We start from the raw sequence: 25,290 nt of genomic DNA on the forward strand, positions 1-25,290 counted from the left end.
CAGGGGTCACTTCAGTTTAGGAACAGCTGTTTTATTTGCTTACTACTTTTTCTTCAAAACGGTCGATGTCTTCATCGGCGCCGATGACCACTAAAACATCGCCTTTGCGGATAATTTCGGATGCTAACGGCGACACGATCACATTTGTACCGCGCCGGATCGCAACAATGTTGATTCCATAACGTGCGCGAATATCAAGTTCTAGCAGCGAATGTCCATCTAAGCGCTCACTGGCGACGATTTCCACAATGCTATGCTTATCCGAGAGCTCCAGATAGTCAAGAACATTGTTGGAAATCAAGTTATAGGCAATTCGCTCTCCCATGTCCCGCTCTGGATGGACAATTTGATCGGCGCCAATCTTCTTCAGCACTTTTTCATGGTAGTCATTTGTCGCTTTTACGGTAATATGCTGCACGCCTAACTCTTTTAAAATCAATGTCGTTAAAATGCTCGCTTGAATATTATCGCCAATTGCCACAATAACATGATCGAAATTGCGGATGCCTAAACTTTTCAACACGTTTTCATCGGTCGAATCTCCTACTACTGCATGAGAAACAATCGAAGCAAACTCATTGACGCGATCTTCGTCAATATCGATGGCCAGCACTTCCATTCCTTGCTCGCTTAACGTGCGGCAAATGCTTCCGCCAAAACGGCCGAGGCCAATGACAGCAAATTGTTTCTTTTTCACATTCATTCCTCCACTATCCACTGTCGCTGTTTCTATATTTTCCCTATCTATTTTAGCAAAAACAAAAGAGGAACGAAAACATCGTTTTTTCGTTCCTCTCGCCTTTCTTTATTGCTGCTGTGCCTTTTCTGTTTCTTCCAATACACGGTTTACTCTTTTTTCCAGCATTTTCATGCCGCTTCCGCCTGCTTGGAAATGACGCAGTTTGCCTTCCGCATCAAATACATAGTAAGCAGGCACGTATTGATTTTCAAAGGCATCGGTAATTTTATGTTCGTTATCCACTAAAATCGGCTGCGTAATGCCATGTTCTTCAGCAACTTTTTTGACCAATTCGATATCTAAGTCTTTTTCTGAACGCGGCATGTGAACGGCAACGACGTTCAGCTTATCTTTATAGCGGTCGCGGAACTCGTTTACTTGCGGCATCGCTTCTTTGCAAAGATGGCAGCTTACCGACCAAAAGTGGATTAATGTTGGTTTTTCTCCAATCAATTGTTCTCTTGTTACTTCGCCGTTGAGCGTTGCCGTAGCACCTGTTAATTCCGGCATTGGTTCACGCAGTTTCATGTTCATCCCTCCCTTCAGAACCTCCACACGACTAAGCCGGTGGGTTCTGATGTACTAAAGAGTTTTTCCTACACCTGCTTGCAAGCACTCACTCTTGTTCGGCCAAACTTTCATAGGCAAACACCTCACTGGTGTTTAGCGCCCTGTCGGCTCGGTTCAAAAACCCTTTTCCATTTCATCCCAAAACTCTAGTCACAGGCTCATGGCTATATACTTTTGTAAAGAAAGGTCTAACGTCATGTTAGACCTTTCTTCTTTTTCCTTATTCCACTTTCAATGTTGCTTGGCCTGGTTTCCAGTTTGCTGGGCAAAGGCCTCCGGTTTGCAGCGCTTGAAGCACGCGCAATACTTCATCGACATCGCGGCCAATGTTATTATGATGAACGACAGCGTATTTTAATTCGCCTTCCGGATCGATGATAAATAAGCCGCGAAGCGCAACGCCTTCTTCTTCAATAAGAACACCATAATCGCGGGCAACTTGATGAGTAGGGTCTGCTGCTAACGGATATTTAATTTCGCCGATGCCGTTTTCTTCGCGAGGCACTTTCATCCATGCTTTATGCGAATATACAGAGTCTGTCGAAACGCCGATCACAACGGCATCTAAATCTTCAAATTCATCGTAGCGGTCAGAAATCGCGGTGATTTCTGTCGGGCATACGAACGTGAAATCCATTGGATAGAAGAAGAGCACAGTCCATTTGCCGTTTTTCATGTTTTCTTCAAGGCTGACACGTCCGAAGTCGCCGTTTGGCAATACTGCTTGCATCTCGAAACGAGGTGCTTGTTTTCCTACCATGCGTTCTGCCATATGTACCCCTCCATTTTCTTTATTTGATGGTGTTTTCGTTAATACCACTCATTATATTGACAAATAATATTATAATGATATTGATAATTTTAGTCAATGTTAAATGATAATTAATTTAAAAAGAAAGTTATTTTTTATTACCTTATGCTCCATGCTTTGTATATGGATTCCATTTTTGCGATGCTCATATCCCTCTTTCTCTCAACCGCTTTACTTTTAGTATAGTATCCTCAACTGGTAAAACAAAATCATTTGCTCGTTGGAGCGGGCTGCATTCTCATTATTCACAAAAAACGGGCTGTTGATGCGGACAGCCCGTCAACGATTAACGCAATTTTTCTTCAACTTTTTGGCAAATTTCTTCTGCTGTCAGACCGCTTGCTTCGATAACAGGACCGGCAGTCATCGCGTTTTGAATCCCCATTACATTGGCATCTTGGCCTGTAATCACGCAACAGTCGCAGCCTTTTGCATCATTTTCCCCGCGAAGCGGAATGATTTCATGTCCTCTCGCTTTTAACGCTTCTTGCACATCCGTCAGCGAGTGTTCTACCCCAATTTTCGCCATCGCACTCCACCTCCTCATATACATAATGTGCCTTAATGAAGGTGGAACTATACCATTAACCGTTGTTTCCTTTCCACGAAATATACGATGTCAAAAAGTCAATGGCCCGATCGATCGCCGCTTCATTTGGCGCCATTTTGGCATGATGAAGCCCATAAGGGGAATCGACACCAAGCCAAAACATAAACCCCGGAATTTCCGCAAGCATATAGCCAAAATCTTCGCCCGTCATTGCTTCTTTGCAGCGGACTATCTGCATTTCCGGATAACTTTCGGCAAACCGGATAAACTCCCTCGTTAACTGCGGATCGTTATATACTTGGTGGTACATCGCACCATAGTCAATTTCCGCTTCGCATTGATACGCAAGTTGGATGCCGCTTACCATCGCTTCAATCCGCTCTTTCACTTTTTTCATCGCGTCGGCCGACAAGGTGCGGATCGTTCCTTCTAAACGAGCCTGCCCGGCAATCGCATTTTGCACCGTCCCGCCGGAAATTTTGCCGATGGTAATCACCGCGCTGTCAAGCGGATCGACATTGCGGGCAACGATAGACTGAAGCTGCATGACAAGAGCGCAGGCGGCAACAACCATATCGTTCGCTAAGTGCGGAAACGCGGCATGTCCGCCTTTCCCTTTTAAATCAATAAATAGTTCCGATGTATTGGCAAACAGCAAACCTTCTTTCGTCGCAACCGTGCCGACCGGATATTCCGGAGCGATATGCAGCGCGATAATCATATCCGGCTTCCACGCTTGCATGATGTCGCTTTCTAGCATCGGTTTTGCCCCGCCCGGCCCTTCCTCTGCCGGCTGGAAAATAAATAATAGGTCGTCTTTGATCGGGTGGTTTGCGAAATAGGTGAGCACTCCGAGCGCGATGCTCATATGCATATCATGTCCGCACGCATGCATATTTCCTTCGTGCTCCGAACTGTATGGCAACCCCGTTTCTTCTTTAATCGGCAGGCCGTCGATATCGGTGCGGTAGCCGATCATTTTTCGCGGCGCTGTTCCCTTTACTTTCACAAAAATCCCGGTTTTCCACGTTTGAATTTCCAACCGTTCCTGCGGCAACGTATGAATATAGCGCAATAAATATTGCTGCGTCTTAAATTCTTGAAACCCCAGCTCCGGAATTTTATGCAGATCGCGGCGAATCGCAACAAAAGGACTAATCAATGACATACTATCCCCTCCATTTGCAAAAAGAGCTGGCCCAAAGATGGGACAGCTTTCGTGTTTGGCTATGTTTATAACTGGCGAAGTTCTTGTTTAATTTCTGTTTTTGCTCTTGTTTTTTCATCAATTTGCTTAATCACGCGCGCCGGCACACCAGCCACCACCGTATACGGAGGCACATCTTCCACTACAACAGCACCTGCTGCAACAACGGCGCCCTTGCCGACCGTAACCCCCTCTAAAATAACGGCGTTCGCTCCAATCACTACATCGTCTTCAACGATCACTGGTTTAGCGGAAGGCGGCTCAATCACGCCTGCTAAGACAGCGCCGGCGCCAACATGGCAGTTCTTTCCGACCGTTGCGCGGCCGCCGAGCACTGCGTTCATATCAATCATCGTTCCCTCGCCGACGACGGCGCCGATGTTAATGACCGCCCCCATCATAATAACCGCATTATCGCCAATTTCGACTTGATCACGGATAATTGCGCCCGGCTCGATGCGCGCTTTTACTCCTTTCAAATCAAGAAGCGGAATCGCGGAATTGCGGCGGTCGTTTTCAATGACATAATCCTCGATCTTGTCTTTATTGGCTTCCAACGCCGCTTGAATTTCTTGCCATTCCCCAAAAACAACGCCCGTATTCCCTGTAATAAACGTTTTCGCGCTTGCGCCAAAATCGATTCCTTCCAGGTTCCCTTTTATGTATACTTTAACAGGGGTGGATTTTTTGCTGTTTTGAATAAACGAAATGATTTCATTTGCATCCATCATCTTCATGGGCCACATCCTCCTTTACATCTGTATTCTTTTTTACTTTAGCAAAACAGAGATAATGGTGACAAGCATAAATTCATGAAACAAAATTTTGCAGCACCTTCTGGAAGGCTTGTACTTGCGGAAGCTGCCATGCTGCTTCCGAGCTTATAAGCCATGTATCTCTCGTCATCCGTTCGCCATGCTTATCTTTTAGCGCAATCATATGAACAAGATGTTGCTCTCGGTCATCTAAAGCAATTTCCGGTAAAATGGCATAGCCAACTCCATGATAAGCAAGCTGTTTGCATGTTTCGATTTGATCGACGATGACCGTTCGCGGCGGAAGGGCTTGAAATTGCTCATGCCACCATTGTTGAATGTGCAGCGAATACGTCGAGTCGCTTTTAAATTGAATAAACGGCCGGTCGGTATGGGGCAACTGCTCTAGAGATTGAATTTCTTGGTCTACTAAATATAACTGATCCGTAAATAAACGTGTCGCAATCCCGCTCCAATTTGGTTTTCCGCGAACAATTCCGAGTTGAAACCGATTTTCATACATGCCGCTTAAGACTTCGCTTGTCCATCCCGTTGTCAACGACACATTTACATTTGGGTATAATATCATAAACGTTTTTAAAACTGCGGGAAGCCAATGCTGCGCAACAATGGAAACAACCGCTAATGTTAATGTTCCACTTATTTGTCCGGCCAGTTGTTCGATCTCTTCTTTTACTTTGTTCGTTTTCTGCACTATTTCTTTTGCAAGCTGGACAATTTTTTCTCCCTCTGGTGTTAACAGTAAACCTCTCTGAGACCGGATAAATATTTTCACATTCCAGCTGGCTTCTATCGCCTGTAGTCGCTGGGACAATGCGGATTGAGTAACATAGAGCTGGGCTGCCGCTTTCCTCATATTTAATTCTTCCGCCAAAACGGTAAGTATTTCATACTCCGAAATATTCAAGCTATCACCCTTTTGATAAGTTTTTCTTATCATTTCCGTCCATTTTTTTAAAATTTTCTTATTGTTATAAAATGAATACAATAGCTGTAGAACGTTTGGAGAAAGGGGTGCCCTGCATGGACTGGGTACTGTTTGTCCTCGTTGGATTTGCGACTTCGTTCGTTGGTACATTAGCTGGCGGCGGTGGCCTTATTGGCATGCCTGTTTTGCTTATGATTGGTGTCCCTATCCATCAGGCCATTGCCGCCGCCAAGTTTTCCAATACAATCAGCTCGTTTTCCAGCTTCTTCGTCCTATTTCGCCAGCAAAGCATTCGTTGGAAACAGTTGTTGCTGATCATCCCTATTAGTCTCGGTGGAGGAGCAACAGGAGGAGTCATCGCCTCGTTGTTGTCTGAACGAACGATGACCATCATCGCCATTATTTTGTTAATGTTCGCACTATGCCTGCAAGTTTTCAAAAAACAGCCTGAGCATGCGGCAGCGGCTCCTTCTCTCCCTAAAACCTTATATCCTATTCTTTACGGCATTAGCGTCTATGACGGAATGTTTGGCCCAGGCCAAGCAACAATGCTCATGTATGCTTATTTGCGCACCGGCATGGATTACCTATCTGCCATCGCTTTTACAAGATTTCAAACTTTTATTAGCTGCTTTGGAGCACTGACATCCTACTTATACAACGGTCATATCAACTGGCATATCGCTCCCTTCTTAGCGATTGGATCATTCATCGGTGCACAATTATCGGTACAAGTGGCGCAAAAACTGAAGCAAAAACAGCTGCAATTTTTATTGCACACCATTACCTTTCTGCTTATCGTTCAGCTTATTTTTAATATGGTTTATGGTAATCATTAAGCTTTCGCAGCTGTTTATTCAATCGTTTAAGTATTTCTCGCCTTGTAAAAATCCCTTCAAAATAGCCGTCTTTATTTTCTACACAAACAAACGGATGGTTGACAATCAGTCCAATTCCTTTAACGATGTCATCATCCAATAAAAGACGCGGAATATCCTTATTCATCACTTCCTCGACTTTCATTGTTTCCAGCCTCTCAAATTCAATGCGTTCCAATCCTAAAATCGCATCCATGATCATTGTCATGCTGATTAATCCATGAAGTTTATAGGAAGTGTCCAATACAGGAATAGCGGAGTAACCGGTTTTGGTTAATACTAATAACGCGTGGTCTAAATAGTTCCCAAGTTGGACGTGCGCTACTTTATCCGAAGGAATAAGAAACTGCGCCACCGTCATCTTGGCAAATTTTTTGTTTTCCAAAACTGTCATACCTGTCTTCCGCCTTTCTCTTTTTAGCGTTTCCCCTCTTCAGTTTATCATATTTTATTGCCTTCCATAAAAAAATACTATCGCTTGCCAGCGGAACGATAGTATTATGTAAAATTCTATGTTTCCTGCAGAAGACGGTCATATAAACGCAAAAGCTGTTGATACCGCTTTGCATCCACTTGCTTATCCCCATTTTCAATGTCAGCAATCTCACAGCGAACAAGCTCTAAGGCATATTGCTGTGTAAACAAAAGATCCAAAAGCAAGCGCTGCTCTTCATGCGATAATATTTCAAGAATCGGCTTTCTCATGTTTCATTCCCCCTTTGCAAAACTATATATATTCCGCAAAAACGGAAAAAAGTCATGGAAAAAAAGACTTCCTTCCTTATAAAGGCTTTTGCTTAAAGGCTTTTGCTGTCCGCCGCCCAGGCGCATTTTGTTTTATTCCCTGCACATAGCTGGGTTATATGACGATAAAGCAAAAAAAGAGCAATCCTTAATAGGACTGCTCCATTGCTTATTTGCCTTACCAGTAGCGCAACGCCAAATAAAAAATAACAACCGCGGCCAGCAAAGCCGCCAACAAATACGCTAAAAAAACAGGATTGCGCAAATAGGCATGCTCCTGCACTGCCTTTGGGATCGGAGCATCTAGTTCTTCCTGCCATTTTTGCTGGCGGCCAAGACGGTACGTATAGACAAATCCGATAACGGCAATAAGAACGACAAGGATGGACAATACAAATATCAGCTGTGCCATTGTTTCTTCACCTCATGCTTACTTTGCCACGAGGCAAAGATTTTATACCATCCTTTAATAATGGACATCATGTTCGAATAAATAATTATACGATAAATCAATAAACAAGTAGTGCCGATCGTCAATCGGGTACGAATACGTGCGGATCGTTTCCCCGGTTTCGATGTCGGCGTATAGATCGGATAAAATTCCGCGTTTGCGCGAGCGCATGCGAATAATATTTTCTAAAAAATACGGACGCCAGCTCCAATTTTTCATATAATATTGCGGCTCAAGCTCCCAGCGGCCGTTGCGCTTAAACATATTGGCAGACTGTTGGAAGCCATCCTCGTCGCAAACATAAATGCGGAAACAAACATCATTCAGCTCATTCGCTAAAAGCGAAATCAGCTCATTAAAATCCGTGACTTTCTTATATTTGGCCAAAAGCGCCGTCAGCCGCTGCTGAAACTGTTCGGAAATATGATAAAGCGTTTCTAGCTTTTTCTTTTCCTGTTGAATAAAATGATGGCATTCCTGACGCAGACGTTCCTTTAACATATCGCGCGGCACTAACTCTGGAGAAGGTTTCGCCAAATAGTACCCTTGGTAATAACGTCCGCCGTTTCGCCACGCGTATTGCAATTGAAAAGATGTTTCGATATCTTCGTATAAAAGCGTGGCGCCGATTTTGCGGGCTAACAGCGAAATAGAATAAACAATGTCTTGATACGCTTGATGCACAGAAGTTTTCCGCAATTGACGCAAATCAATTTTCAAAATATCTGGCGACAGCACGCCGATTCTTTCTAAGTTGCTGCTATGTTCTCCGATGTTGTCTACCGCGATTTTTACTCCATACGTACGGATATAGGTCAATAAATGGCTTAACTGATCTAAATCACCCTTAAAATGCTGCTCATTAATTTCGAGTACAATGCGTTCTAACGACAATCCTCTTGTTTCATATTGAAGAAGCAGCTGCAAAAACGAATCGGCACGGTCAAGCATCAATAAATTCGCATCGCGATTTAAAAAAATAAGCGGTGTATAATCGTCGAGGGAAAGAAAATAATCGAGCGCTTTTTTGGTTACCACTTCATCTACTTCTAAACGGAATTCTTCCGGTATGGTATCATCGTGGAAAAACGGACCTAAACTGACAACCCCTGTTTCAGACTGATATCTTCCTAATACTTCATAGCCAATGACACAATGTTCATCGGCGCTGAAAATAGCCTGATAGTATGGAAAAACTTGCTGCAAATTCGCCATTACATCTAACGCATCCACCTTGCTCACCTCTTTTGCATACACCCTCTTTGTTTTATTATATCATACGTCCACCCCCCATAACTGCATCGTTAAGGCTGTCCTGTCTAAAAAATGTTTGCATGAAATAAACATTCGTACATGCTGTCGAAACAAAAAGCGGTTCCCTGCCGTTAGGAAACCGCTTATCCATGTGAACTACCCGCCACCTGCGCTTCGCTTAGAGGCGGGGTTTCAAGAGGCTTGTATGTTTTCGCCGAACGATAAGCAACATACAAGAACCCTTTACGCTTCACTTTCACTGGTGTTATCGCACCTTCACGTTTAGAAGTGGGAGACTTCTTTCGGGATATGTTAAAACGGGCGCCGATTGAGCCATTGTCCTCCGTCCATCGTAATGCATTCCCCATTAATATAAGCCGCGTCATCCGAGAGCAGAAAAGCAGCAAGAGCAGCGACTTCTTCCGGTGTGCCAAGCCGTCCTAACGGAACGCTTTCAATCGTCAGCCTTTCCGCTTCCTCTGATTCCCACAGCTTCTCTGCTCCTCCCGTCCGCTCAATCGGCCCAGGGGCAATCGCATTGACGCGGAATCCGTATTTTTTTCCCCATTCGACAGCGAGCGTTCTTGTCATCGCCAATACTCCCGCTTTCGCACTTGCAGAATGAATCACCCCTGCGCCGGCGTGCCAGGCATATGTAGCAACAATGTTGATGATCGAACCTTTTTGGCCGCGTTGAATCCAATAGTTCCCGACCTCGCGGCTGCAATAAAATGTACCGTTTAATACGATATTGATCACGCTATTCCAGCCATTAATCGATAGCTTTTCCGCCGGACAAATAAAATTGCCCGCCGCGTTGTTAATGAGTGCATCAATTTTGCCAAATTCCGCATCCGTCCGTTTAACCATTTCCGCCACTAATTCCGGGTCGCGCACATCCATTTGTATCGGCAACACTTTTCCGTTGGGCGATTCAATCTCTTTTTTCGCTTCCTCAAGCGCTTCCAGCCGTCTTCCGGTAATGACGACGTTGGCGCCGTCTGCCGCAAATCGCTTTGCCATATACTTCCCCATCCCGCTCGAACCGCCGGTTACAATAATGACTTTTCCGTTCATATTTCTCCTCCTTCACAAATGACTGATGATTCATTCATTTCTATCTTACTACAAAAATAAAGAATTTTCTAACATTATTTTTATCCTATTGTTCTTTCCTTTAATTTTCCGCTATAATAAAACTAATTGTGAAAGGACGGCATGATAATGGAACATTTGGAAACTGCAAAAATGAACCGGCGCACATTTTTAAAAAAAATGGTTCTTACCGGCCTTGGCGGAATATTGACAACATCATTCAGCTACGGTTACGCCCGTTTCATTGAGCCGGCTCAATTAACCGTTACCCACCATATTATTTCCCACCCGCTGATCCCAAAAGAGTTTACCGGGACAAAACTGTTGCAATTTAGCGATGTTCATTTAGGCCATTATTACGGATTACAACGCTTTCGCTATACGATCGCAAAAATAAACGAATTACAGCCCGATATCGTATTGTTTACCGGCGATTTGCTGCATGAACCAAACAAGTATCCGCACATTGATGCGGTTGCCGACGCACTTTCCCACATTCGCGCTCCACTTGGGAAATTTAGCATTTACGGAAACCATGACCACGGTGGATATGGAACCGATATATATCGCCATATTATGGAGAAAGCCGGATTTCGCATGCTTGTCAATGAGCACGTTCTCATTCGGCGGCAGCATGGGCGGTTCATCGCCATCGCCGGCAGTGATGATATGATGCTTGGTAGGCCAAACTTCGCGAAGATGGTTGAGTCGATTCCTGATTCCACTTATACGATTTTGCTGCTGCATGAGCCGGACGGCGCCATACAGACAAGCCACTATCCCGTTCATTTGCAACTATCCGGGCACAGCCACGGCGGGCAAGTCCAGCTTCCGTTTATTGGTCCGCTAATTACGCCGCCGCTGTCGGAAAAATATTATGAAGGATTTTACCGTATTCGCCATTTAACGCTATATGTAAACCGCGGGCTTGGGACGACAAGGGTGCCGCTCCGCTTTTTGTCACCGCCGGAACTGACTGTTTTTACATTGCAGCATCGTGCATAAAGGGAAAATATGGCATCGTTAGAGAACTTTTTCATTAGGTCCAGCAGACGTATTCTCCTCCTTTTTGACATCCAAAAAAGCCGTTTTGCAAACATATGTTCATTTTGTATAATAAAAAATAAAATAATTAAAAAAGGAGATATGCTGATGAAACCGTTGGAACTGACGGTGGACAACATTGCAAAAGCGATTTTTATCGTCAATCGTCATGCCAAAACGGCATTAAATCCTTCTTTTCTCTACCTTTTGAAGAAAAAAGCGATTGAAAAGCTGCTGCAGGAAGGAAAGGCGAAAAAAATCGGCCTTCATTTTTCCCGCAACCCAAAATATAGCCAACAGCAGTCCGACGTTCTTGTTTCCGTCGGCGACTACTATTTTCATATTCCCCCAACAAAAAAAGACTTCGCCACCCTTCCGCATCTTGGAGCATTAAACGATTCTTACCGAAATCCTGTCACAAGAATGCCCCTGTCCCAGGCGAAAACGCTGCTGCAAGCCTATACCGGGATCAGCGAAACTCCTCCGAAACGAAAACAGCCGCAGCCAAGGCCGGTATTTAAACGGCTTGGCGAAAGCTACTAAAAACGGCTTCCGACTTTCGGAAGCCGTTTTCCCGTTTTAAAATTTAGCAGCGTTCATCTACAGGCTTAGCGACCGTTATGCAGTTTCCGCCTTGCTGCTTTGCGGCATATAGCGCTTGGTCTGCCATCTCAATATTCAAGCGGTTTGGAAGGATCATTGATTTCAACAATCCCGCCCGAGAACGTGCAGGAAATTTGCTGTCCGTCTGTTTGAATCAAATGCGCGCTCAAATCGTTCCGCAATCGCTCGATCACGCGTAAAGCATCTCTGGCCGCTGTTTTTGTCAATAAAACGATAAACTCTTCGCCGCCAAAGCGGACAACGGTGTCCCCTGTCCGCGTCTTCCGACAGAGAAAACGTGCAAATTCCTGCAGCACAATATCGCCAGCAAGATGGCCAAAACGTTCATTCACTTTTTTAAAATGATCTAAATCGAGCATCGCTATGCAACTTAGTTCGTGAAACCGCTCTAAACCGCTCCTCAAGCTTTCATATGCTTTTTTTATAGGAGGCGGCCTCATCTACTGTCCACTTTTGTTGCAGCTGCCCTTCCAATTCGTTGAAAAGTTGATGTGCTTTTGCCTCGATATCATCCCGTCCAATAATAGTTGCTGTTCTTGCCGCGGAACGGAGGAAGCGGAGCAGCTCCTCGCGGGCAACAATTTTTTCTGCTTTCCACCGCTTTATCTGTTCCCGAATCCTGTTTATAAATTGCACCACATACTCATTCATCCGCTCTCCCCCTTATTTTTCCGCCAGACAGCGCTTCAGAACTTGGTAATCTGTAAGGAATAACGGTTCTTGTCTCTCTTAGCGGCATTATAAAACATAGCTGTCCATCATCTCGATCAGCTCGCCAATTTCCGGCTTGCTTACTTGAGCTGTTGCGCCAACTTTCATTCCCTTATGGCGAAGACCTTCTGTAATAAGGGAAGAGAAAATGATAACGGGGAGTTTCTTTAACCTTTCATCTTCTCGAATCCGTTTTGTAAAATGATGGCCATCCATTTGCGGCATTTCAATATCAGTAATGACAAGTTGCACTTCTTCGGCAATATCTTTTCCGTCTGCAACAACCGATTGCAAATAGCGAAGCGCTTCTGCTCCGTTTTCAAAAAACTCGACGCGTCCATAGCTAGCTTCCGACAATGTATCATGAAGCAGCTTCCGCAATAATGGAGAATCTTCGGCAACGATGATCCTTTTTTGTGAACGTTCCCGTTTCCCCAATTTTTTGACTTGCTGTACATTGACACCTAAATTCGGGTTCACATCCGCCATGATTTTTTCAAAATCCAAAAGCAAGAGCATTCGCCCTTCCAGTTTGACAATGCCGATCACTTGCCCTTCTAAACCTTGGTGCATTTGCGACGGCTTTTCGATTTGCGTCCAGGAAATGCGGTAAATGCGCGTGACGTTATGCACACGAAATACAATCTTTTGTTTATTGAATTCGGCAACGATAAATTTGTCATGCTCAGGATGGGCGGAAGCAGGAAAACAAAGCGCTTTGGCCAAATCGACGACCGGCAGCACTTCCCCGCGAAGCTCAATAATTCCTTCCATATAAGGGTGGGAATGAGGAATTTTCGTAATTGGAAGAGGAGTCACAATTTCCCTTACTTTCATCACATTGATGGCGAAACGCTGATCACCAAGCAAAAACTCAATAATTTCTAATTCATTCGTCCCACTTTCCAACAAAACAGGTGATTTTTCCGGCACTGAATCATACTTCCTCCCTATTTTTGATATAGTCAATACAACCTATAATCATTATAGCGTTGGAGGCATAAAATAAGAAATATTTTCTTCCCTGCGGCAGTCAGAAATAGCATGAAAAAAATAGTTGCAGCGAAACAGCCACAACTATTCTGGAAATCAATATAAAAAATCAAGGAGGCGGCGGTCCACCAAATTGGTATCAACCGGACACGACTCGGCATCACGGCCGTATTGCCAAGCCCAGATGTTCGCACTGCAATTTAGGGAAGCCGGCTGATAGCGTGGCGCCTTCTGCTCTGTTGTCGTCCCCGGTCTTGGCGCTGCGCTCCAAATAATCGCCTGCACGGCCACTTGATTGTTTCTTTGTACCGCCTCACAATAAGCAGCCGCGAAATCCCCTTTCGTCGGATCGGCATAAAGCCCTGGCCGATACCCTGTCGGATGCAGCGTTTCCACCCAAGCGACAATCCATGATGCATCAACAGCAAAAAAATCTTCAATGTTCGCAAATATCGCCTTATTTTTTGGAATGCCGAGGCGCCGCGCATGGAATACTGCGTTGCGCGCTGCCACCTGTCCGTTTGCATATCCAACCGCTTCACGAAATGCATTATAAATAGGCAGCACTTTGATTCCGTAATTTCGGAGGCGTGTAATCTCTTCTTTCGTCAATCCATCAGAAACATTCGGGACATCAGATAAATAACGCCCCCAAAATTTTGGGTAGCCAAGCTCGCTTCTGGCACATTGAAACAGCTGTTCCGTTACGGCTTGCGCCGAATCTACTCCCCAAATACCTTTAGCCATCAGCTTCCCCCTTTCTTCTTGACGTTCTCTCTGCCATAACATATATATGAAGCGGACGGCCTGTTTCATACAACCGTTTCCCGATTAATCACCGATTTGTCCGGTATTTTTCATCACATCGATCGGCTCTTCCATTCGTTGAAAAACCAGTTCTACCGCTTCCTTTGCCGAACGGCAAAAGGCGATTTCCACCGTACGACGCTCGTCTAGATAGCCGCCTTCATAGACAACCTCTTTTATTTTGGTCGCCCATCCCCCGGTCGTTTCGATAATCACCACTGGTTTTTTATTCATATATGCCGCCGATAACTCGCCCAGCGTTCCGTTTCCGCCGCGAATCATAATGAGCGCATCGGCGGAATGAACAAGGATCAAGCTGCGGAAGTCAAAATAAAGGCCTGTTGTAATGGGAATGTCGATATAATCGTTCGCGACATCAACGCGGTCTCCCGCTAAAATGCCGACGACAAGCCCTCCTGCTTCTTTCGCTCCTTTCGATGCCGCCTCCATGACGCCGCTTCCGCCGCCTGTTAATAAAACAGCGTTGCGCTTGGCAATTTCTGCTCCCACTTCCTCTGCAATATGTCGCACCTCGTCGGGAATATCCCCTGACTGACCGATAACCGCAATCCGTTTCATTTTCCCTCTCCTTTATGTACTTTTCCTTTATATATTACGCAAGAAGCACTGTCATCAGACGCTTCCATTACCGCCTATCTTTCATATCGTTTCCCTTATGAAACCGGAACCAGCCGTTCCGTTTAAACCAGAAAAACATCGAAAGTGCAATGAAGGCCATTACCCCGAGAACGGTAAAATAGCCGTATTTCCAATGTAGTTCCGGCATATAATCAAAATTCATTCCATAAATGCCGACAATAAACGTTAACGGCATAAAAATGGTCGTAATGACGGTTAATGTCATCATAATCGTATTCATTCTGTTTGAGTTTAACGACAAATAGCTATCGCGAATATCCGACGTAATCTCGCGGTTCGTCTCAATCATTTCCGACAGTTTCAATAAATGATCGTGAATATCGTGAAAATACAATTGCCGCTCTTTCATCCGCTGCAGGCGGTCGGAATGGATAATTCGATACAATAAATCGCGCATCGGTACAATCGTTCTACGCAGCTTCGATAAGTCGCTGCGAATATCAAACACTTTTTCAATAATTTCTTGAATCGTCTCATCATTCGTGTTCTCCTCTAATTCATTCAATACATCTTCAATATGGTAAATCGGTGGAAAATAGTCATCGACAAGTTTATCGATAATGCGGTACATGACATGAAAAGGGCCCTGCTGAAAGTCTTCCTCGTGTTGAATTCTCATCCATACTTCGTTTACGGCGTGAATCGATTGCTTATGAAATGAAACGATAAAATTTTGTCCGACAAACAAATCCACTTCCTCTGCTTCAAGAGAGTTTCCATCAATGGCATGCAACACAACAAACAAATACCGATCATAAAAATCGAGCTTTGGCCGCTGCACATACTCTAAACAGTCCTCAATCGCCAGCGGGTGGAAGTGAAAGAACTCGGCAAGCAGCTTTGCCTCGTCTTCTGTTGGTTCATGAAAATCCACCCAATACCAGGAAACATCGTCACTGTTTACATACGGAAGCGAAACATCATATATAACCTCAAAATCTTTTGTAATGACGCACGTTCGGATCATGAAAACCACCCTGTGCCCAAAATTTGCTTTCTTTACTTTATCATAACCGAAAAGCTGTTATATCCCAACTAAAAAAGGGTATATGTATGGTGTAAAGAAAAAAATGACAAAAAATATTTATCGAAATTTTCTTTACTTTTTAATCAAAAATGATGATAATATAAAAAAGGGAATTTATCGATTCCCAAACAGGGAGGAATCACATATGTATGAAAAACAGTATCCTCACGAAGGCGCTATTTTATTTAACCAAACGGAAGAAAAAAGCAGCTATGGTCCGCTTGCCGAGAAAGTGTTAGCACAAGCAATCTTTCAGTTTCAAAAACAAAAGTTGATGGAAAAAATTGATGAAGCTCTTATCGCACGAAACAAGGCCCTCTTTCTCGAACTTTCCGCCCAATATAATGAGCTTCTAAAAAAATACGGTGCGTAATTAAAGGAGAGAAATATGTTGGAGTGTGAAACGTCAGAGTCGTATTGTCAAATAAGGTGAGTCCCTTTCTCGTCAAATGTTCTGACAAGAAACGAAGGGGACTCACTTTTATTTTTCCATTTTCAGCGGCAAACATGATAAAATGTGGACAGACGATCACAATGGAAGGATGACGATGAGTGGAACATTTGATTCATTCTCGCGTAAAAAATATAGAAATATCAGGGATTCGTAAATTTTTCAACATGGTGGCAGACCGTCCTGATTTAATTTCATTAACGATCGGACAGCCAGATTTTCCGACGCCGGAGCATGTCAAAGAAGCAGGGAAAGAAGCGATTGCCGCCAATTTTACCACTTACACCCATAATGCCGGTTTTCTTGACCTGCGGGAAGCAGCATGCCGTTTCGTTGCTGAAAAGTACGGATTATCGTATGAACCTGATGAGGTGATTACCACCGTCGGAGCAAGCCAAGCGCTTGACATTACCTTCCGTACGATTTTGGAAGCAGGTACGGAAGTGATTTTGCCTGGACCCGTCTATCCGGGGTACGAACCGCTCATTCAACTGTGCGGGGCAAAACCCGTATATGTTGATACACGTGCCAATGGATTTCGCTTATCAGCGGAGTTAATCGCTCCTTACTTGAACGAGCGGACGCGCTGCATCGTACTCCCATACCCTTCAAACCCGACGGGAGTCACTTTATCAGAACAAGCCCTGCGAGAAATTGCCGAACTAGTAAAGGGGCGGCCGATTTGGATTGTTTCCGATGAAATTTATAGTGAGCTTGTTTATGATGGCAGACATCATTCCATCGCTAAATGGCTGCACGACCAAACGATTGTGATCAATGGGTTGAGCAAATCGCACTCGATGACAGGCTGGCGCATCGGGTTCGTATTCGCACCCTCCTTTGTGATGAAACATATGATTAAAGTGCACCAATATAGCGTTTCCTGCACCTCTTCGGTGTCGCAAAAGGCGGCGCTGGCCGCTTTAACGGCAGGAAAAAATGATGCAGTGGCGATGCGCAACCAATATAAACAGCGGATGGAATATACGTACGACCGCCTTGTCCGCATGGGGCTTCAAGTGGAAAAGCCCGACGGCGCCTTTTACTTGTTTCCATCGATCGCTCCGTTCGGTCTATCCTCTTTTGATTTTGCCCTTGATGTGGTCCATAAAGCCGGCGTCGCGCTCGTTCCCGGCAGCGCTTTTTCCAAATATGGCGAAGGATATGTGCGCCTTTCATACGCGTATTCCTTTGATGTGCTGAAAGAAGCTCTCAACCGTTTAGAGCGATACATAAAGGAAAAACAGTGGGCGCGATAAACAAAAGCGCCCACTGTTTTTGTTTGACAAGCTATGGAACAAGAATGAGCTTTCCATGCGTTTTTCGTGACTGAAGCAGTCGATGCACATCCGCGGCTTGTTCAAGTGGGTAGACACCGCCAATCGTCAATGTCAGCTTTCCGGTTTGCACATATGTCAATAATTCATGCAAACTTTGCTGATATAACGTTTGCTTTCTCATGATTTGCGGCAAAAAGAAGCCGATGACCGCTAAATTTTTCCCCATCAGCCGCGCCGGGTTCATGCGCGTAAACTGTCCGCTCGCCACGCCGTAGACGACAAGCCGGCCAAACGGCGCCAGACACTCCAGTGTCTGATGGAAAATGTCGCCGCCGGCCATCTCGAGCGCCACATCGACGCCTTTTCCGTCTGTCGCCCTTATCACTTCGTCCTTCCAACTTTCTTTTGTATAGTCGACAGCGACATCAGCGCCAAGTTGCATTGCCATCTCTCGTTTTTCCTCGGTACTGGCGGTGGCGATCACTTTGCCGGCGCCAAAAAGTTTTGCAAGCTGAACCGCAAGCGTGCCAACGCCGCCTGCCGCCGCATGAACAAGCACCGTTTCCCCCTGTTCTAAGCGCCCCATCGTTTTTAAAATATGGTAAGCACTCAATCCTTGGACGGGAAGGGCGACGGCCTGTTGCACATCCAACCCATCGGGAAGCGGAATGACAGCGCGCTCATCAACGCTGGCATATTCCGCATATCCTCCCGATTCGATTAAGGCAACGACGCGCTGTCCAACACGTACCGTACTTGTTTCTTCGCCAACTTCACAGACAACACCGGCTACCTCTGTTCCCGGCACAAACGGAAGCGGAGTCGGGACGACGTAATGGCCTTCGCGGCGCGCCGTATCGGCATAGTTGACGCCAATCGCCTCCACTTTGATCAATACGCTCCGCCCCGTTGGCACAGGGCGGTCCACCTCGATCACCTGCAATACTTCCGGGCCGCCGTACTCCGTAAATTGCACCATTTTCATCTTTGCTTCTCCTTTCTGTTGCCTCTTCTAGTCTTTCTGCGAAAGAAATAAAAACTTTTTCGGGATTAAACTTATATAGCCAGTTGCGTTTTGTTCTGTAAGTCAGCAATGCGGCGGTTGCGTTCCATTGCCCCATGATCGATTAGTTCGTTAAAGCGGCTCGACAAGCAAGCCATCGATGCCGGTCTTTGCTTAAATGGGCAAAAGCCTCTTCATACAGAAAATGACCGCCTCGTTGCATCGTGAATTTCTCCTCCCAATCCTGTTTTTTCAAATACGGGAACAACGGAAAGTGCGCCATGCTGATTAATATAATCGATATCCCGCTCCAAGCCGTGCGCCGTCATCCATTGTCCGACCCGCGAAGAGGCAAGCACCGTTTTCCCCGCGTTTTCCGTCTTGTATTTTTCGTAAAAAAGCCATGCCGCCATGGCGCTATCGGACAAGTCTCGGGCAGAAACACCGTTTTGCAGCAGGCAGGAAATAAAATAGCCCGCCCCGTAAAAATCTTCTAGACAAAATCGCCCTGATGAACCGGAGCAGATCGCGACAATCGTTTCTGACGCATGCCGTTGGCAAATATGCTCGCTAAGCGCCGGTCCGTTCAGCAGGCTCCCGACGTAAAGATGATTGGCATGCATCGCCTTGCGGATCGCTACCGTGCCATTTGTCGTTGATAAAATAATCGTTTTTCCCGGACAGAACTTTTGCAAAAAAAGCGGCGCTGGAGAATGAAAGCCGTCAATCGTCCGGCCTTCGTACTCGCCGACAAGCTCATAGCTCCCGTTTGGAAGGAGACGGGATTTTTCCCGTGCTTCCTCAGCATTTCGCACTGGGATGACGGAAGCAGCGCCAAACGAAAGCGCTGCGGTAATCGTGGAAGTAGCAAGCAAAATGTCGAACACAACCGCTATTTTCCCGTCTGTTAAAGCTGTTTCATCAATATCTTCTTTACGAAAGACGACATGTACTTTCGCCATGGATTCACCTCAGCTCATTGCTAATTGCCATGCATGTTGGACGAGTGACTGAACAAACTTCCCCAAATCGCGGAAGCGTTCGTCATTCGTCTGTCCGCGGCGGTAGCGATAATAAATTTGCTGGCAGATGACAGCGAGTTTAAAATAAGCAAACGTTAAATAAAAGTGCATATTCGAAATATCCCGTCCGCTTTTTTCAGCGTATGCCCGAATAAATTCCTCGCGCGTATAAAAGCCGGGATAAACGGTCACCGGCGTTCTGCCAAATCCGTTTTTCAACAGCGGCGGATCGTCCTTTTCAATCCAGTAGCTCATCGCCACGGCCAGATCAGCAAGCGGGTCGCCGACGGTCGACATTTCCCAGTCAAACAAGCCGACCATTTGTGTGACATCATCTTCGGCAAACAGCGCATTGTTTAATTTATAATCATAGTGGATAATCGTCGCTTCGCTGTTTTCCGGAATGTGACTCACAAGCCATTTCGTCAGCGCTTCCACTTCTTTAATCTCATCCGTTTTCGCCCGCTTATAGCGTTGAATCCAGCCATGTACTTGCCGCTCCATAAATCCTTCCGGCTTTACCATCTCGACAAGACGCGTTTTTGTATAATCAAGCTGATGTACTTGTACGAGCGTATCGACCATCGTTTCCGAGATTTTCCGGCATCGTTCTTCTGTCGGGGCGATGTGCGCCGGAAACTCCGTATCTAGCACGATGCCACGGCGCCGTTCCATCACAAAAAATGGACTGCCAATAATCGATTCATCCTCGCAAAATAATAACGGTTTCGGAGCCAGCGGAAAAAGCGGATGAATTTCCTTCAGCCATGTGCTTTCCCGCTTCATATCATGCGCTTTCGGCGGAACGGGGCCAAACGGCGGACGCCGCAAAACGGCTTCCCACTCTCCGCATGACAGCAAATACGTTAAATTGGAACGTCCGGCAGAAAACTGTCTGACTTGCAGCGTTCCTTCCGGAAAATCCGGCAGTGTTTTTCTTAAAAAGTCACCTAGTTTTTCAACGGGCAGCTCTTCTCCTTTACGTACAGGGATGATCGCCGTCATGGCTATACCTCCTTTCGATTACAGGCGTTTGACGGTTTGTTGGTCATATACATGCCGTCCTCTTCCCCTTTTTTCAGCCGAGATGTCCCTGTTTCACTTTCTCCTGAATATGTCTTGCAATGTTGTTTTATATCCGCCTAAAGCGCAAAGCATAGCGATTTGGTGTCCCATTGAACCGGCACCGGTCACAGCAACACGTTGAATAGGCATTTTTTCTTCCTCTTTTTTAACTGACCAGTCAGTATGGAAAGTGCAGACTATTTGGCACGTTTATGCCAAGTAGTCTTATTTCACTTTTTCTCCATTCCTTCCAGCAAAATCGCAACCATATGTTCCGCTACCTCGAAATCGCTCAATTCCCCATCAGGCCGAAACCATTGGTAGCTCCAGTTTGCCGCTCCTAAAACGGTCAGCGTTGCAATGGAAGGTGGCAAATCGTCACGGAGCTCGCCGTTTCTCATTCCTTCTTCTATTAACGATTGCAAGTTGTAACGAAACAAGTCCCGCTTTTCTACAATTTTTTTTAAATGTTCTGCATTTAAATGCTTCATTTCGCGGAAAAAAATGCGCGCCTGTCTTCCTTGTTTCTCAATGCTATGGATGAGCATATAGACGATTTCAAACACTTTTTCCTTAACCGTCTTCGCAGCATCTTCCATAATGTTTTTTTGCTTTTCGAGCAGTCCTTCAATATAGCGAAGATGGATATCCATTAATAATTCTTCTTTGCTTTTAAAATAGTAGTAAAACGTTCCTTTTGTCACGCCAAGCATATCCATAATATCTTGAATGGAAGTTTCGCTAAACCCTTTTTGTTCAAATAGAGCGATGCTTGCCGCCATAATTTTTTCTTTCACGCTCTTCCACCTTTCCCTCTATCATGTTCGTTATCGCCATTCTATCATAAAACGGTCAAGCCCGTCTGGCAACAGGCAATGGAGCTTGACCGTTTGGGAAGAGCGGATTTTTTCTTATTTCGAACGGAGCGCCTCTTCACGGAGAGTGCGGCGCAAAATCTTGCCAACGTTTGTTTTTGGCAATTCGGAGCGAAACTCGATCATGCGCGGCACTTTGTAGGCGGCTAAATTTTGGCGGCAATGCGCGATAATCTCCTCTTCGCTTGCCTGCTTGCCGTCTTTTAAGACAATAATCGCTTTTACTGTTTCGCCGCGGTATGCATCCGGCACGCCGATTGCTACCGCTTCTTTTACTGCTGGATGTTCATACAGCACTTCTTCAATTTCGCGAGGATAAATATTGTAACCGCCGGCAATAATCATATCTTTTTTCCGGTCAACGATGGTTACATATCCTTCTTCATCCACGGTTGCCAAGTCACCCGTATATAGCCATCCATCCCGAAGTGCCACCGCTGTTTCTTCCGGCATGTTCCAATATCCTTTCATCACCTGCGGGCCGCGAATAATTAACTCTCCTACCTCGCCTGGCTTAAGTTCTTCTGTTCCGGTAGCAACATCGACAATTTTGTATTCTGTCATCGGCATGCCGATGCCGACCGTTCCCGGTTTCCTTTCAGCAAACGGCGGATTGCAGTGCGTTACCGGCGATGCCTCCGATAAACCGTATCCCTCTAACACAGCAGCTCCGGTTTTCGCTTCAAACTCCCGCATCAGCTCTAGAGGCATCGGCGCGCTGCCGCTGTTGCACGTTTTAATGCTGTTGATGCCGTATTGCTCTACCCCTGGTGTATTCGTAATTGCGACATACATTGTCGGCACTCCAGGGAAAACAGTCGGTTGCTTCTCTTTAATCGTCTCTAACACTTCCTTCAGTTCAAAACGCGGCAATAAAATATTGTTGGCACCGACATAAATCGCCATATTCATGCCCGATGTCATCGCAAACACGTGGAAAAGCGGAATTACCGTAAAATACCGTTCTTTTCCCAACTCATAGGTGCCTTTGAAAAATTCGGCACATTGCATGACGTTCGCTAAAATATTGCGATGGGTGAGCATCGCTCCTTTCGAACGTCCCGTCGTTCCGCCCGTATATTGCAGCACCGCAACATCATGCTCCGGCTCGATCGGAACAGGCTGCACGTTCCCGCTTCCTTGAGCAAGAAACTGTTCAAATGTCACATCGTTTGCATCTAGCGAATGAGAGGAGGATGGCTGAAAGCTGACGACGATGGCCCGCTTCATTGGCGTATGATCACGCACCGCCTGCAGCCGTGGGTAAACGGCATCATAAATCACGATCGTTTCTGCTCCTGAATCCGTCAGCAAGTGGATTAACTCGCGTTCCACAAGCATCGGATTTACTTGTGTCACAATCGCGCCGATGCGCAAAATCGCATAGTAAGCGATCACATACTGAGGACAGTTTGGCAGCATAATGGCAACACGGTCGCCTTTTTGGACGCCTTGCTGCTGCAAGCTCGATGCAAACTTCTCCACAGCATGGGCAAGCTCGCCGTACGTAATCACTTTATCATAGAAAGTCAAAGCTGGATTGTCGCGATATTGCTTGGCCCGTTCTTGCAAAATATCGCATAATGTGATGTTGGGAATATCGAACCGAAATGATACATGTTCTGGATATAATGCCGCCGCTTTCTTTTCATTCACTTTTCCTTTCCTCCTTTTAAGCGCCTGAGGCGTGGCTGCCACCATCGACAACAATTAACGCTCCTGTCACAAAATCAGAGGCCGGAGACGCTAAAAATAATACCGCTCCTTTTAAATCATCTTCGCCGCCAAATCGTCCTAACGGCGTATTTTGCAACACTTTCTGCCCGACTTGCTCAAGGACGACTTTTGACATTTTCGTTGGAAAAAACCCCGGCGCGACCGCATTGACATGAATTCCGTATCTTCCCCATTTTACGGCCAAATCTTTCGTAAACGTAATGACGGCCCCTTTGCTTGTGTTATAACCAATGGTATTTAATATTTCCGGATTCGTTCCGCCAAGTCCTGCGACAGAAGCAATATTGATGATTTTGCCGCTCCGTTGCTTGATCATTACTTTGCCGACCGCTTGGCTCATGAGAAATGTTCCGGTCACATTGACGTTGATGACTTTTTGCCATGCCTCCAGCGGCATTTCTTCCACTGGTGCTCCCCATGTCGCGCCGCTGTTATTGACTAAAATATCAATTTGCCCAAATTCATCCACCGTTGTTTGGACGACGCGCTGCACATCCTCTGGATTCGTGACATCGCATTTTAATGCAAGCGCTTTTACGCCAAGCTGTTCTAACTTTTCTTTCACTTGTTCGCACGCTTCCAGTTTTCGCGAACATACAACGACGTTGGCACCTGCCTCTGCCAGGCCGGTGGCAATCTGTTCGCCAAGCCCGCGTCCCCCTCCGGTAACGATGGCCGTCTTTCCTGGTATTTTAAATAAGTCTAGTACATGCATGACTCCTCTCTCCTTTTTATTGATATTGTCGTAACTCTAATTTAGCGATTTGATTTTTATGCACTTCATCCGGCCCGTCGGCGAGGCGAAGCGTACGGGAGTTCGCCCATAGCGCTGCGAGCGGGAAGTCATTGCTGACTCCAGCGGCGCCAAATGCTTGGATGGCCCGGTCGATCACTTTTAAGGCAACGTTTGGCGCGACGACTTTAATCATGGCAATTTCTTTTCTCGCCTCTTTATTGCCGACCGTATCCATCATGTATGCCGCTTTCAATGTAAGCAGCCGTGCTTGTTCGATTTCGATCCGTGACTGGGCAATCCAATCGCGAATGACGCCTTGTTCTGCAAGCGGCTTTCCAAACGCAACTCTTTTTTGCACGCGCTGGCACATCAACTCAAGCGCCCGTTCGGCCGCACCGATCAGCCGCATGCAATGGTGAATTCTCCCCGGACCAAGCCGCCCTTGGGCAATGGCAAATCCTTTTCCCTCTCCCCAAATAATATTTTCTTTTGGGACGCGGACATGGTCATACGTAATTTCTGCATGGCCGTGTGGAGCATGGTCATAGCCAAACACCGGAAGCATCCTCTCAATTTTCACGCCTGGCGTATCAAGCGGTACTAGAATCATAGATTGTTGCTCATATTTTGGAGCATCCGGATTTGTTTTTCCCATGACGATGGCAATTTTGCAGCGCGGATCGCCAGCTCCTGACGACCACCATTTCCGTCCGGTAATAACATATTCGTCTCCATCGCGGACAATGCTTGCAGAAATGTTCGTCGCATCACTGGAGGCAACGTCTGGCTCTGTCATGGAAAAACAGGAACGGATTTCCCCGTTTAATAACGGAATCAACCATTTTTGCTTCTGCTCTTCCGTGCCGTAGCGGACGAGCACTTCCATATTTCCCGTATCCGGAGCGCTGCAATTAAATACTTCCGGCGCAATCAGCGAACGGCCCATGATCTCGCAAAGCGGCGCATACTCCAAGTTCGTCAGCCCTGCCCCGTATTCACTATCCGGCAAAAATAAATTCCAAAGCCCTTCTTTTTTCGCTTTTGCTTTTAATTCCTCCATAATCGGCGGAACGCCGGACCATCTGGATTCTTGTGCATTCAGCTGTTCCTCATATACCTTTTCATTCGGATAAATATAGTCTTCCATGAAAGCGCTTAATTTCTTGATCAACTCTTTGACTTTCGGCGAATAAGAAAAATCCATCGCTTCCCCTCCCTTTTTATACTAACCGGTTAGTATGTAACCTTATTT

Annotated in this window: 30 protein-coding genes and 1 pseudogene; 5 read left to right on the forward strand and 26 right to left on the reverse strand. The window is 45.8% G+C overall.

The window, feature by feature from the left end:
* Positions 1 to 31: 31 nt before the first annotated feature.
* From BV455_RS03975 to BV455_RS04005, 7 genes are all read right to left on the reverse strand, one after another.
* Positions 32 to 697, reverse strand: a complete 666-nt coding sequence (locus tag BV455_RS03975; protein WP_017434631.1) for a potassium channel family protein — start codon at positions 695 to 697, stop codon at positions 32 to 34.
* A 108-nt stretch (positions 698 to 805) separates the two neighbouring features.
* Positions 806 to 1,267, reverse strand: coding sequence for a TlpA family protein disulfide reductase (locus BV455_RS03980; protein ID WP_017434630.1), 462 nt, complete (start codon positions 1,265 to 1,267; stop codon positions 806 to 808).
* 262 nt (positions 1,268 to 1,529) lie between these two features.
* Positions 1,530 to 2,081 carry a peroxiredoxin gene (locus tag BV455_RS03985; protein WP_017434629.1) on the reverse strand — a complete coding sequence of 184 codons (552 nt, stop codon included), beginning with the start codon at positions 2,079 to 2,081 and terminating at the stop codon, positions 1,530 to 1,532.
* Positions 2,082 to 2,406: 325 nt separating this feature from the next.
* Positions 2,407 to 2,649 (reverse strand): YkuS family protein, encoded by a 243-nt coding sequence (locus BV455_RS03990; protein ID WP_017434628.1) that lies wholly within the window; start codon positions 2,647 to 2,649, stop codon positions 2,407 to 2,409.
* A gap of 55 nt (positions 2,650 to 2,704) precedes the next feature.
* Positions 2,705 to 3,838 carry an N-acetyldiaminopimelate deacetylase gene (locus tag BV455_RS03995; RefSeq protein ID WP_017434627.1) on the reverse strand — a complete coding sequence of 378 codons (1,134 nt, stop codon included), beginning with the start codon at positions 3,836 to 3,838 and terminating at the stop codon, positions 2,705 to 2,707.
* Between the two features lie 65 nt (positions 3,839 to 3,903).
* Positions 3,904 to 4,614, reverse strand: coding sequence for a 2,3,4,5-tetrahydropyridine-2,6-dicarboxylate N-acetyltransferase (dapD, locus tag BV455_RS04000; RefSeq protein ID WP_017434626.1), 711 nt, complete (start codon positions 4,612 to 4,614; stop codon positions 3,904 to 3,906).
* A gap of 73 nt (positions 4,615 to 4,687) precedes the next feature.
* Positions 4,688 to 5,560 carry a LysR family transcriptional regulator gene (locus tag BV455_RS04005; protein WP_042407316.1) on the reverse strand — a complete coding sequence of 291 codons (873 nt, stop codon included), beginning with the start codon at positions 5,558 to 5,560 and terminating at the stop codon, positions 4,688 to 4,690.
* Positions 5,561 to 5,676: 116 nt separating this feature from the next.
* On the opposite strand from BV455_RS04005, the gene BV455_RS04010 reads away from it, so the two are divergent.
* Positions 5,677 to 6,420 (forward strand): sulfite exporter TauE/SafE family protein, encoded by a 744-nt coding sequence (locus tag BV455_RS04010; protein ID WP_042407319.1) that lies wholly within the window; start codon positions 5,677 to 5,679, stop codon positions 6,418 to 6,420.
* Here the strand turns inward: BV455_RS04010 and cbpB are convergent.
* From cbpB to fadH, 5 genes are all read right to left on the reverse strand, one after another.
* A complete protein-coding gene (cbpB, locus tag BV455_RS04015; protein WP_042407322.1) occupies positions 6,395 to 6,853 on the reverse strand; it encodes a cyclic-di-AMP-binding protein CbpB in 459 nt (152 codons plus the stop codon). The genes BV455_RS04010 and cbpB overlap by 26 nt on opposite strands.
* 116 nt (positions 6,854 to 6,969) lie before the next feature.
* A complete protein-coding gene (gene abbA / locus BV455_RS04020; protein ID WP_042407325.1) occupies positions 6,970 to 7,164 on the reverse strand; it encodes an antirepressor AbbA in 195 nt (64 codons plus the stop codon).
* Positions 7,165 to 7,381: 217 nt separating this feature from the next.
* The gene (locus BV455_RS04025; RefSeq protein WP_042407327.1) at positions 7,382 to 7,615 is read right to left on the reverse strand and encodes a hypothetical protein; all 234 of its coding nucleotides are present in this window, start codon (positions 7,613 to 7,615) and stop codon (positions 7,382 to 7,384) included.
* Between the two features lie 54 nt (positions 7,616 to 7,669).
* Positions 7,670 to 8,887 carry an EAL domain-containing protein gene (locus tag BV455_RS04030; protein ID WP_042407328.1) on the reverse strand — a complete coding sequence of 406 codons (1,218 nt, stop codon included), beginning with the start codon at positions 8,885 to 8,887 and terminating at the stop codon, positions 7,670 to 7,672.
* Between the two features lie 333 nt (positions 8,888 to 9,220).
* Positions 9,221 to 9,985, reverse strand: a complete 765-nt coding sequence (gene fadH / locus BV455_RS04035; RefSeq protein WP_017434618.1) for a 2,4-dienoyl-CoA reductase — start codon at positions 9,983 to 9,985, stop codon at positions 9,221 to 9,223.
* A 147-nt stretch (positions 9,986 to 10,132) separates the two neighbouring features.
* Between fadH and BV455_RS04040 the strand changes: the two genes are divergently transcribed.
* Positions 10,133 to 11,008: a metallophosphoesterase gene (locus BV455_RS04040; protein WP_042407330.1), complete on the forward strand. Its 876-nt coding sequence runs from the start codon at positions 10,133 to 10,135 to the stop codon at positions 11,006 to 11,008.
* A 147-nt stretch (positions 11,009 to 11,155) separates the two neighbouring features.
* Positions 11,156 to 11,590 carry a YkyB family protein gene (locus BV455_RS04045; protein ID WP_042407333.1) on the forward strand — a complete coding sequence of 145 codons (435 nt, stop codon included), beginning with the start codon at positions 11,156 to 11,158 and terminating at the stop codon, positions 11,588 to 11,590.
* Between the two features lie 128 nt (positions 11,591 to 11,718).
* On the opposite strand, the gene BV455_RS20245 is transcribed toward BV455_RS04045, so the two are convergent.
* The 6 genes from BV455_RS20245 to corA form a co-directional block, all read right to left on the reverse strand.
* Positions 11,719 to 12,030 carry a GGDEF domain-containing protein gene (locus BV455_RS20245; protein ID WP_052510013.1) on the reverse strand — a complete coding sequence of 104 codons (312 nt, stop codon included), beginning with the start codon at positions 12,028 to 12,030 and terminating at the stop codon, positions 11,719 to 11,721.
* Positions 12,031 to 12,079: 49 nt separating this feature from the next.
* Positions 12,080 to 12,322 (reverse strand): hypothetical protein, encoded by a 243-nt coding sequence (locus BV455_RS04055; protein WP_052510014.1) that lies wholly within the window; start codon positions 12,320 to 12,322, stop codon positions 12,080 to 12,082.
* An 87-nt stretch (positions 12,323 to 12,409) separates the two neighbouring features.
* Positions 12,410 to 13,315, reverse strand: coding sequence for a chemotaxis protein (locus BV455_RS04060; protein ID WP_042407335.1), 906 nt, complete (start codon positions 13,313 to 13,315; stop codon positions 12,410 to 12,412).
* A 156-nt stretch (positions 13,316 to 13,471) separates the two neighbouring features.
* Positions 13,472 to 14,122, reverse strand: coding sequence for a glycoside hydrolase domain-containing protein (locus BV455_RS04065; RefSeq protein ID WP_017434612.1), 651 nt, complete (start codon positions 14,120 to 14,122; stop codon positions 13,472 to 13,474).
* A gap of 84 nt (positions 14,123 to 14,206) precedes the next feature.
* Entirely contained in the window at positions 14,207 to 14,761 is a 555-nt protein-coding gene (locus BV455_RS04070) for a TIGR00725 family protein (RefSeq protein ID WP_017434611.1), read from the reverse strand.
* Positions 14,762 to 14,828: 67 nt separating this feature from the next.
* Complete coding sequence (corA, locus tag BV455_RS04075) at positions 14,829 to 15,809, reverse strand: magnesium/cobalt transporter CorA (RefSeq protein ID WP_017434610.1); 981 nt, start codon at positions 15,807 to 15,809, stop codon at positions 14,829 to 14,831.
* Positions 15,810 to 16,014: 205 nt separating this feature from the next.
* On the opposite strand from corA, the gene BV455_RS04080 reads away from it, so the two are divergent.
* Both BV455_RS04080 and BV455_RS04085 read left to right on the forward strand, forming a co-directional pair.
* Positions 16,015 to 16,242 carry an IDEAL domain-containing protein gene (locus BV455_RS04080; RefSeq protein ID WP_017434609.1) on the forward strand — a complete coding sequence of 76 codons (228 nt, stop codon included), beginning with the start codon at positions 16,015 to 16,017 and terminating at the stop codon, positions 16,240 to 16,242.
* 179 nt (positions 16,243 to 16,421) lie between these two features.
* The gene (locus BV455_RS04085) at positions 16,422 to 17,579 is read left to right on the forward strand and encodes an aminotransferase A (RefSeq protein ID WP_042407338.1); all 1,158 of its coding nucleotides are present in this window, start codon (positions 16,422 to 16,424) and stop codon (positions 17,577 to 17,579) included.
* Positions 17,580 to 17,610: 31 nt separating this feature from the next.
* Here BV455_RS04085 and BV455_RS04090 read toward each other — a convergent pair whose 3' ends face one another.
* From BV455_RS04090 to BV455_RS04125, 8 genes and pseudogenes are all read right to left on the reverse strand, one after another.
* Positions 17,611 to 18,585: a quinone oxidoreductase family protein gene (locus tag BV455_RS04090; protein WP_042407341.1), complete on the reverse strand. Its 975-nt coding sequence runs from the start codon at positions 18,583 to 18,585 to the stop codon at positions 17,611 to 17,613.
* A gap of 212 nt (positions 18,586 to 18,797) precedes the next feature.
* Positions 18,798 to 19,565, reverse strand: a complete 768-nt coding sequence (locus BV455_RS04095; RefSeq protein WP_017434606.1) for a 2-phosphosulfolactate phosphatase — start codon at positions 19,563 to 19,565, stop codon at positions 18,798 to 18,800.
* Between the two features lie 9 nt (positions 19,566 to 19,574).
* Positions 19,575 to 20,630: a phosphotransferase family protein gene (locus BV455_RS04100; protein WP_042407343.1), complete on the reverse strand. Its 1,056-nt coding sequence runs from the start codon at positions 20,628 to 20,630 to the stop codon at positions 19,575 to 19,577.
* A 108-nt stretch (positions 20,631 to 20,738) separates the two neighbouring features.
* A pseudogene (locus BV455_RS04105) lies at positions 20,739 to 20,840 on the reverse strand (3-hydroxyacyl-CoA dehydrogenase NAD-binding domain-containing protein); the annotation flags it as partial.
* 80 nt (positions 20,841 to 20,920) lie between these two features.
* The gene (locus tag BV455_RS04110; protein ID WP_081587203.1) at positions 20,921 to 21,472 is read right to left on the reverse strand and encodes a TetR/AcrR family transcriptional regulator; all 552 of its coding nucleotides are present in this window, start codon (positions 21,470 to 21,472) and stop codon (positions 20,921 to 20,923) included.
* A gap of 129 nt (positions 21,473 to 21,601) precedes the next feature.
* On the reverse strand, positions 21,602 to 23,221 hold the full coding sequence (locus tag BV455_RS04115) for a long-chain-fatty-acid--CoA ligase (RefSeq protein WP_017434602.1): 1,620 nt from the start codon (positions 23,219 to 23,221) through the stop codon (positions 21,602 to 21,604).
* Positions 23,222 to 23,237: 16 nt separating this feature from the next.
* The gene (locus tag BV455_RS04120; protein WP_042407346.1) at positions 23,238 to 24,017 is read right to left on the reverse strand and encodes an SDR family oxidoreductase; all 780 of its coding nucleotides are present in this window, start codon (positions 24,015 to 24,017) and stop codon (positions 23,238 to 23,240) included.
* 16 nt (positions 24,018 to 24,033) lie between these two features.
* Positions 24,034 to 25,242 (reverse strand): acyl-CoA dehydrogenase, encoded by a 1,209-nt coding sequence (locus tag BV455_RS04125; protein WP_017434600.1) that lies wholly within the window; start codon positions 25,240 to 25,242, stop codon positions 24,034 to 24,036.
* Positions 25,243 to 25,290: the final 48 nt, after the last annotated feature.

This window comes from Parageobacillus caldoxylosilyticus (genome assembly GCF_019272935.1).
Classification (GTDB): domain Bacteria; phylum Bacillota; class Bacilli; order Bacillales; family Anoxybacillaceae; genus Saccharococcus; species Saccharococcus caldoxylosilyticus.

Excerpts from the sequence above, each read along its gene's own strand:
- BV455_RS03980 (WP_017434630.1), bottom strand. The coding sequence starts at position 1,267 with ATGAAACTGCGTGAACCAATGCCGGAATTAACAGGTGCTACGGCAACG.
- BV455_RS03985 (WP_017434629.1), bottom strand. The coding sequence starts at position 2,081 with ATGGCAGAACGCATGGTAGGAAAACAAGCACCTCGTTTCGAGATGCAA.
- BV455_RS03990 (WP_017434628.1), bottom strand. The coding sequence starts at position 2,649 with ATGGCGAAAATTGGGGTAGAACACTCGCTGACGGATGTGCAAGAAGCG.
- BV455_RS03995 (WP_017434627.1), bottom strand. The coding sequence starts at position 3,838 with ATGTCATTGATTAGTCCTTTTGTTGCGATTCGCCGCGATCTGCATAAA.
- dapD (WP_017434626.1), bottom strand. The coding sequence starts at position 4,614 with ATGAAGATGATGGATGCAAATGAAATCATTTCGTTTATTCAAAACAGC.
- BV455_RS04010 (WP_042407319.1), top strand. The coding sequence starts at position 5,677 with ATGGACTGGGTACTGTTTGTCCTCGTTGGATTTGCGACTTCGTTCGTT.
- cbpB (WP_042407322.1), bottom strand. The coding sequence starts at position 6,853 with ATGACAGTTTTGGAAAACAAAAAATTTGCCAAGATGACGGTGGCGCAG.
- abbA (WP_042407325.1), bottom strand. The coding sequence starts at position 7,164 with ATGAGAAAGCCGATTCTTGAAATATTATCGCATGAAGAGCAGCGCTTG.
- BV455_RS04025 (WP_042407327.1), bottom strand. The coding sequence starts at position 7,615 with ATGGCACAGCTGATATTTGTATTGTCCATCCTTGTCGTTCTTATTGCC.
- fadH (WP_017434618.1), bottom strand. The coding sequence starts at position 9,985 with ATGAACGGAAAAGTCATTATTGTAACCGGCGGTTCGAGCGGGATGGGG.
- BV455_RS04040 (WP_042407330.1), top strand. The coding sequence starts at position 10,133 with ATGGAACATTTGGAAACTGCAAAAATGAACCGGCGCACATTTTTAAAA.
- BV455_RS04045 (WP_042407333.1), top strand. The coding sequence starts at position 11,156 with ATGAAACCGTTGGAACTGACGGTGGACAACATTGCAAAAGCGATTTTT.
- BV455_RS20245 (WP_052510013.1), bottom strand. The coding sequence starts at position 12,030 with ATGCTCGATTTAGATCATTTTAAAAAAGTGAATGAACGTTTTGGCCAT.
- BV455_RS04055 (WP_052510014.1), bottom strand. The coding sequence starts at position 12,322 with ATGAATGAGTATGTGGTGCAATTTATAAACAGGATTCGGGAACAGATA.
- BV455_RS04065 (WP_017434612.1), bottom strand. The coding sequence starts at position 14,122 with ATGGCTAAAGGTATTTGGGGAGTAGATTCGGCGCAAGCCGTAACGGAA.
- BV455_RS04070 (WP_017434611.1), bottom strand. The coding sequence starts at position 14,761 with ATGAAACGGATTGCGGTTATCGGTCAGTCAGGGGATATTCCCGACGAG.
- corA (WP_017434610.1), bottom strand. The coding sequence starts at position 15,809 with ATGATCCGAACGTGCGTCATTACAAAAGATTTTGAGGTTATATATGAT.
- BV455_RS04080 (WP_017434609.1), top strand. The coding sequence starts at position 16,015 with ATGTATGAAAAACAGTATCCTCACGAAGGCGCTATTTTATTTAACCAA.
- BV455_RS04090 (WP_042407341.1), bottom strand. The coding sequence starts at position 18,585 with ATGAAAATGGTGCAATTTACGGAGTACGGCGGCCCGGAAGTATTGCAG.
- BV455_RS04095 (WP_017434606.1), bottom strand. The coding sequence starts at position 19,565 with ATGGCGAAAGTACATGTCGTCTTTCGTAAAGAAGATATTGATGAAACA.
- BV455_RS04100 (WP_042407343.1), bottom strand. The coding sequence starts at position 20,630 with ATGACGGCGATCATCCCTGTACGTAAAGGAGAAGAGCTGCCCGTTGAA.
- BV455_RS04110 (WP_081587203.1), bottom strand. The coding sequence starts at position 21,472 with ATGGCGGCAAGCATCGCTCTATTTGAACAAAAAGGGTTTAGCGAAACT.
- BV455_RS04120 (WP_042407346.1), bottom strand. The coding sequence starts at position 24,017 with ATGCATGTACTAGACTTATTTAAAATACCAGGAAAGACGGCCATCGTT.
- BV455_RS04125 (WP_017434600.1), bottom strand. The coding sequence starts at position 25,242 with ATGGATTTTTCTTATTCGCCGAAAGTCAAAGAGTTGATCAAGAAATTA.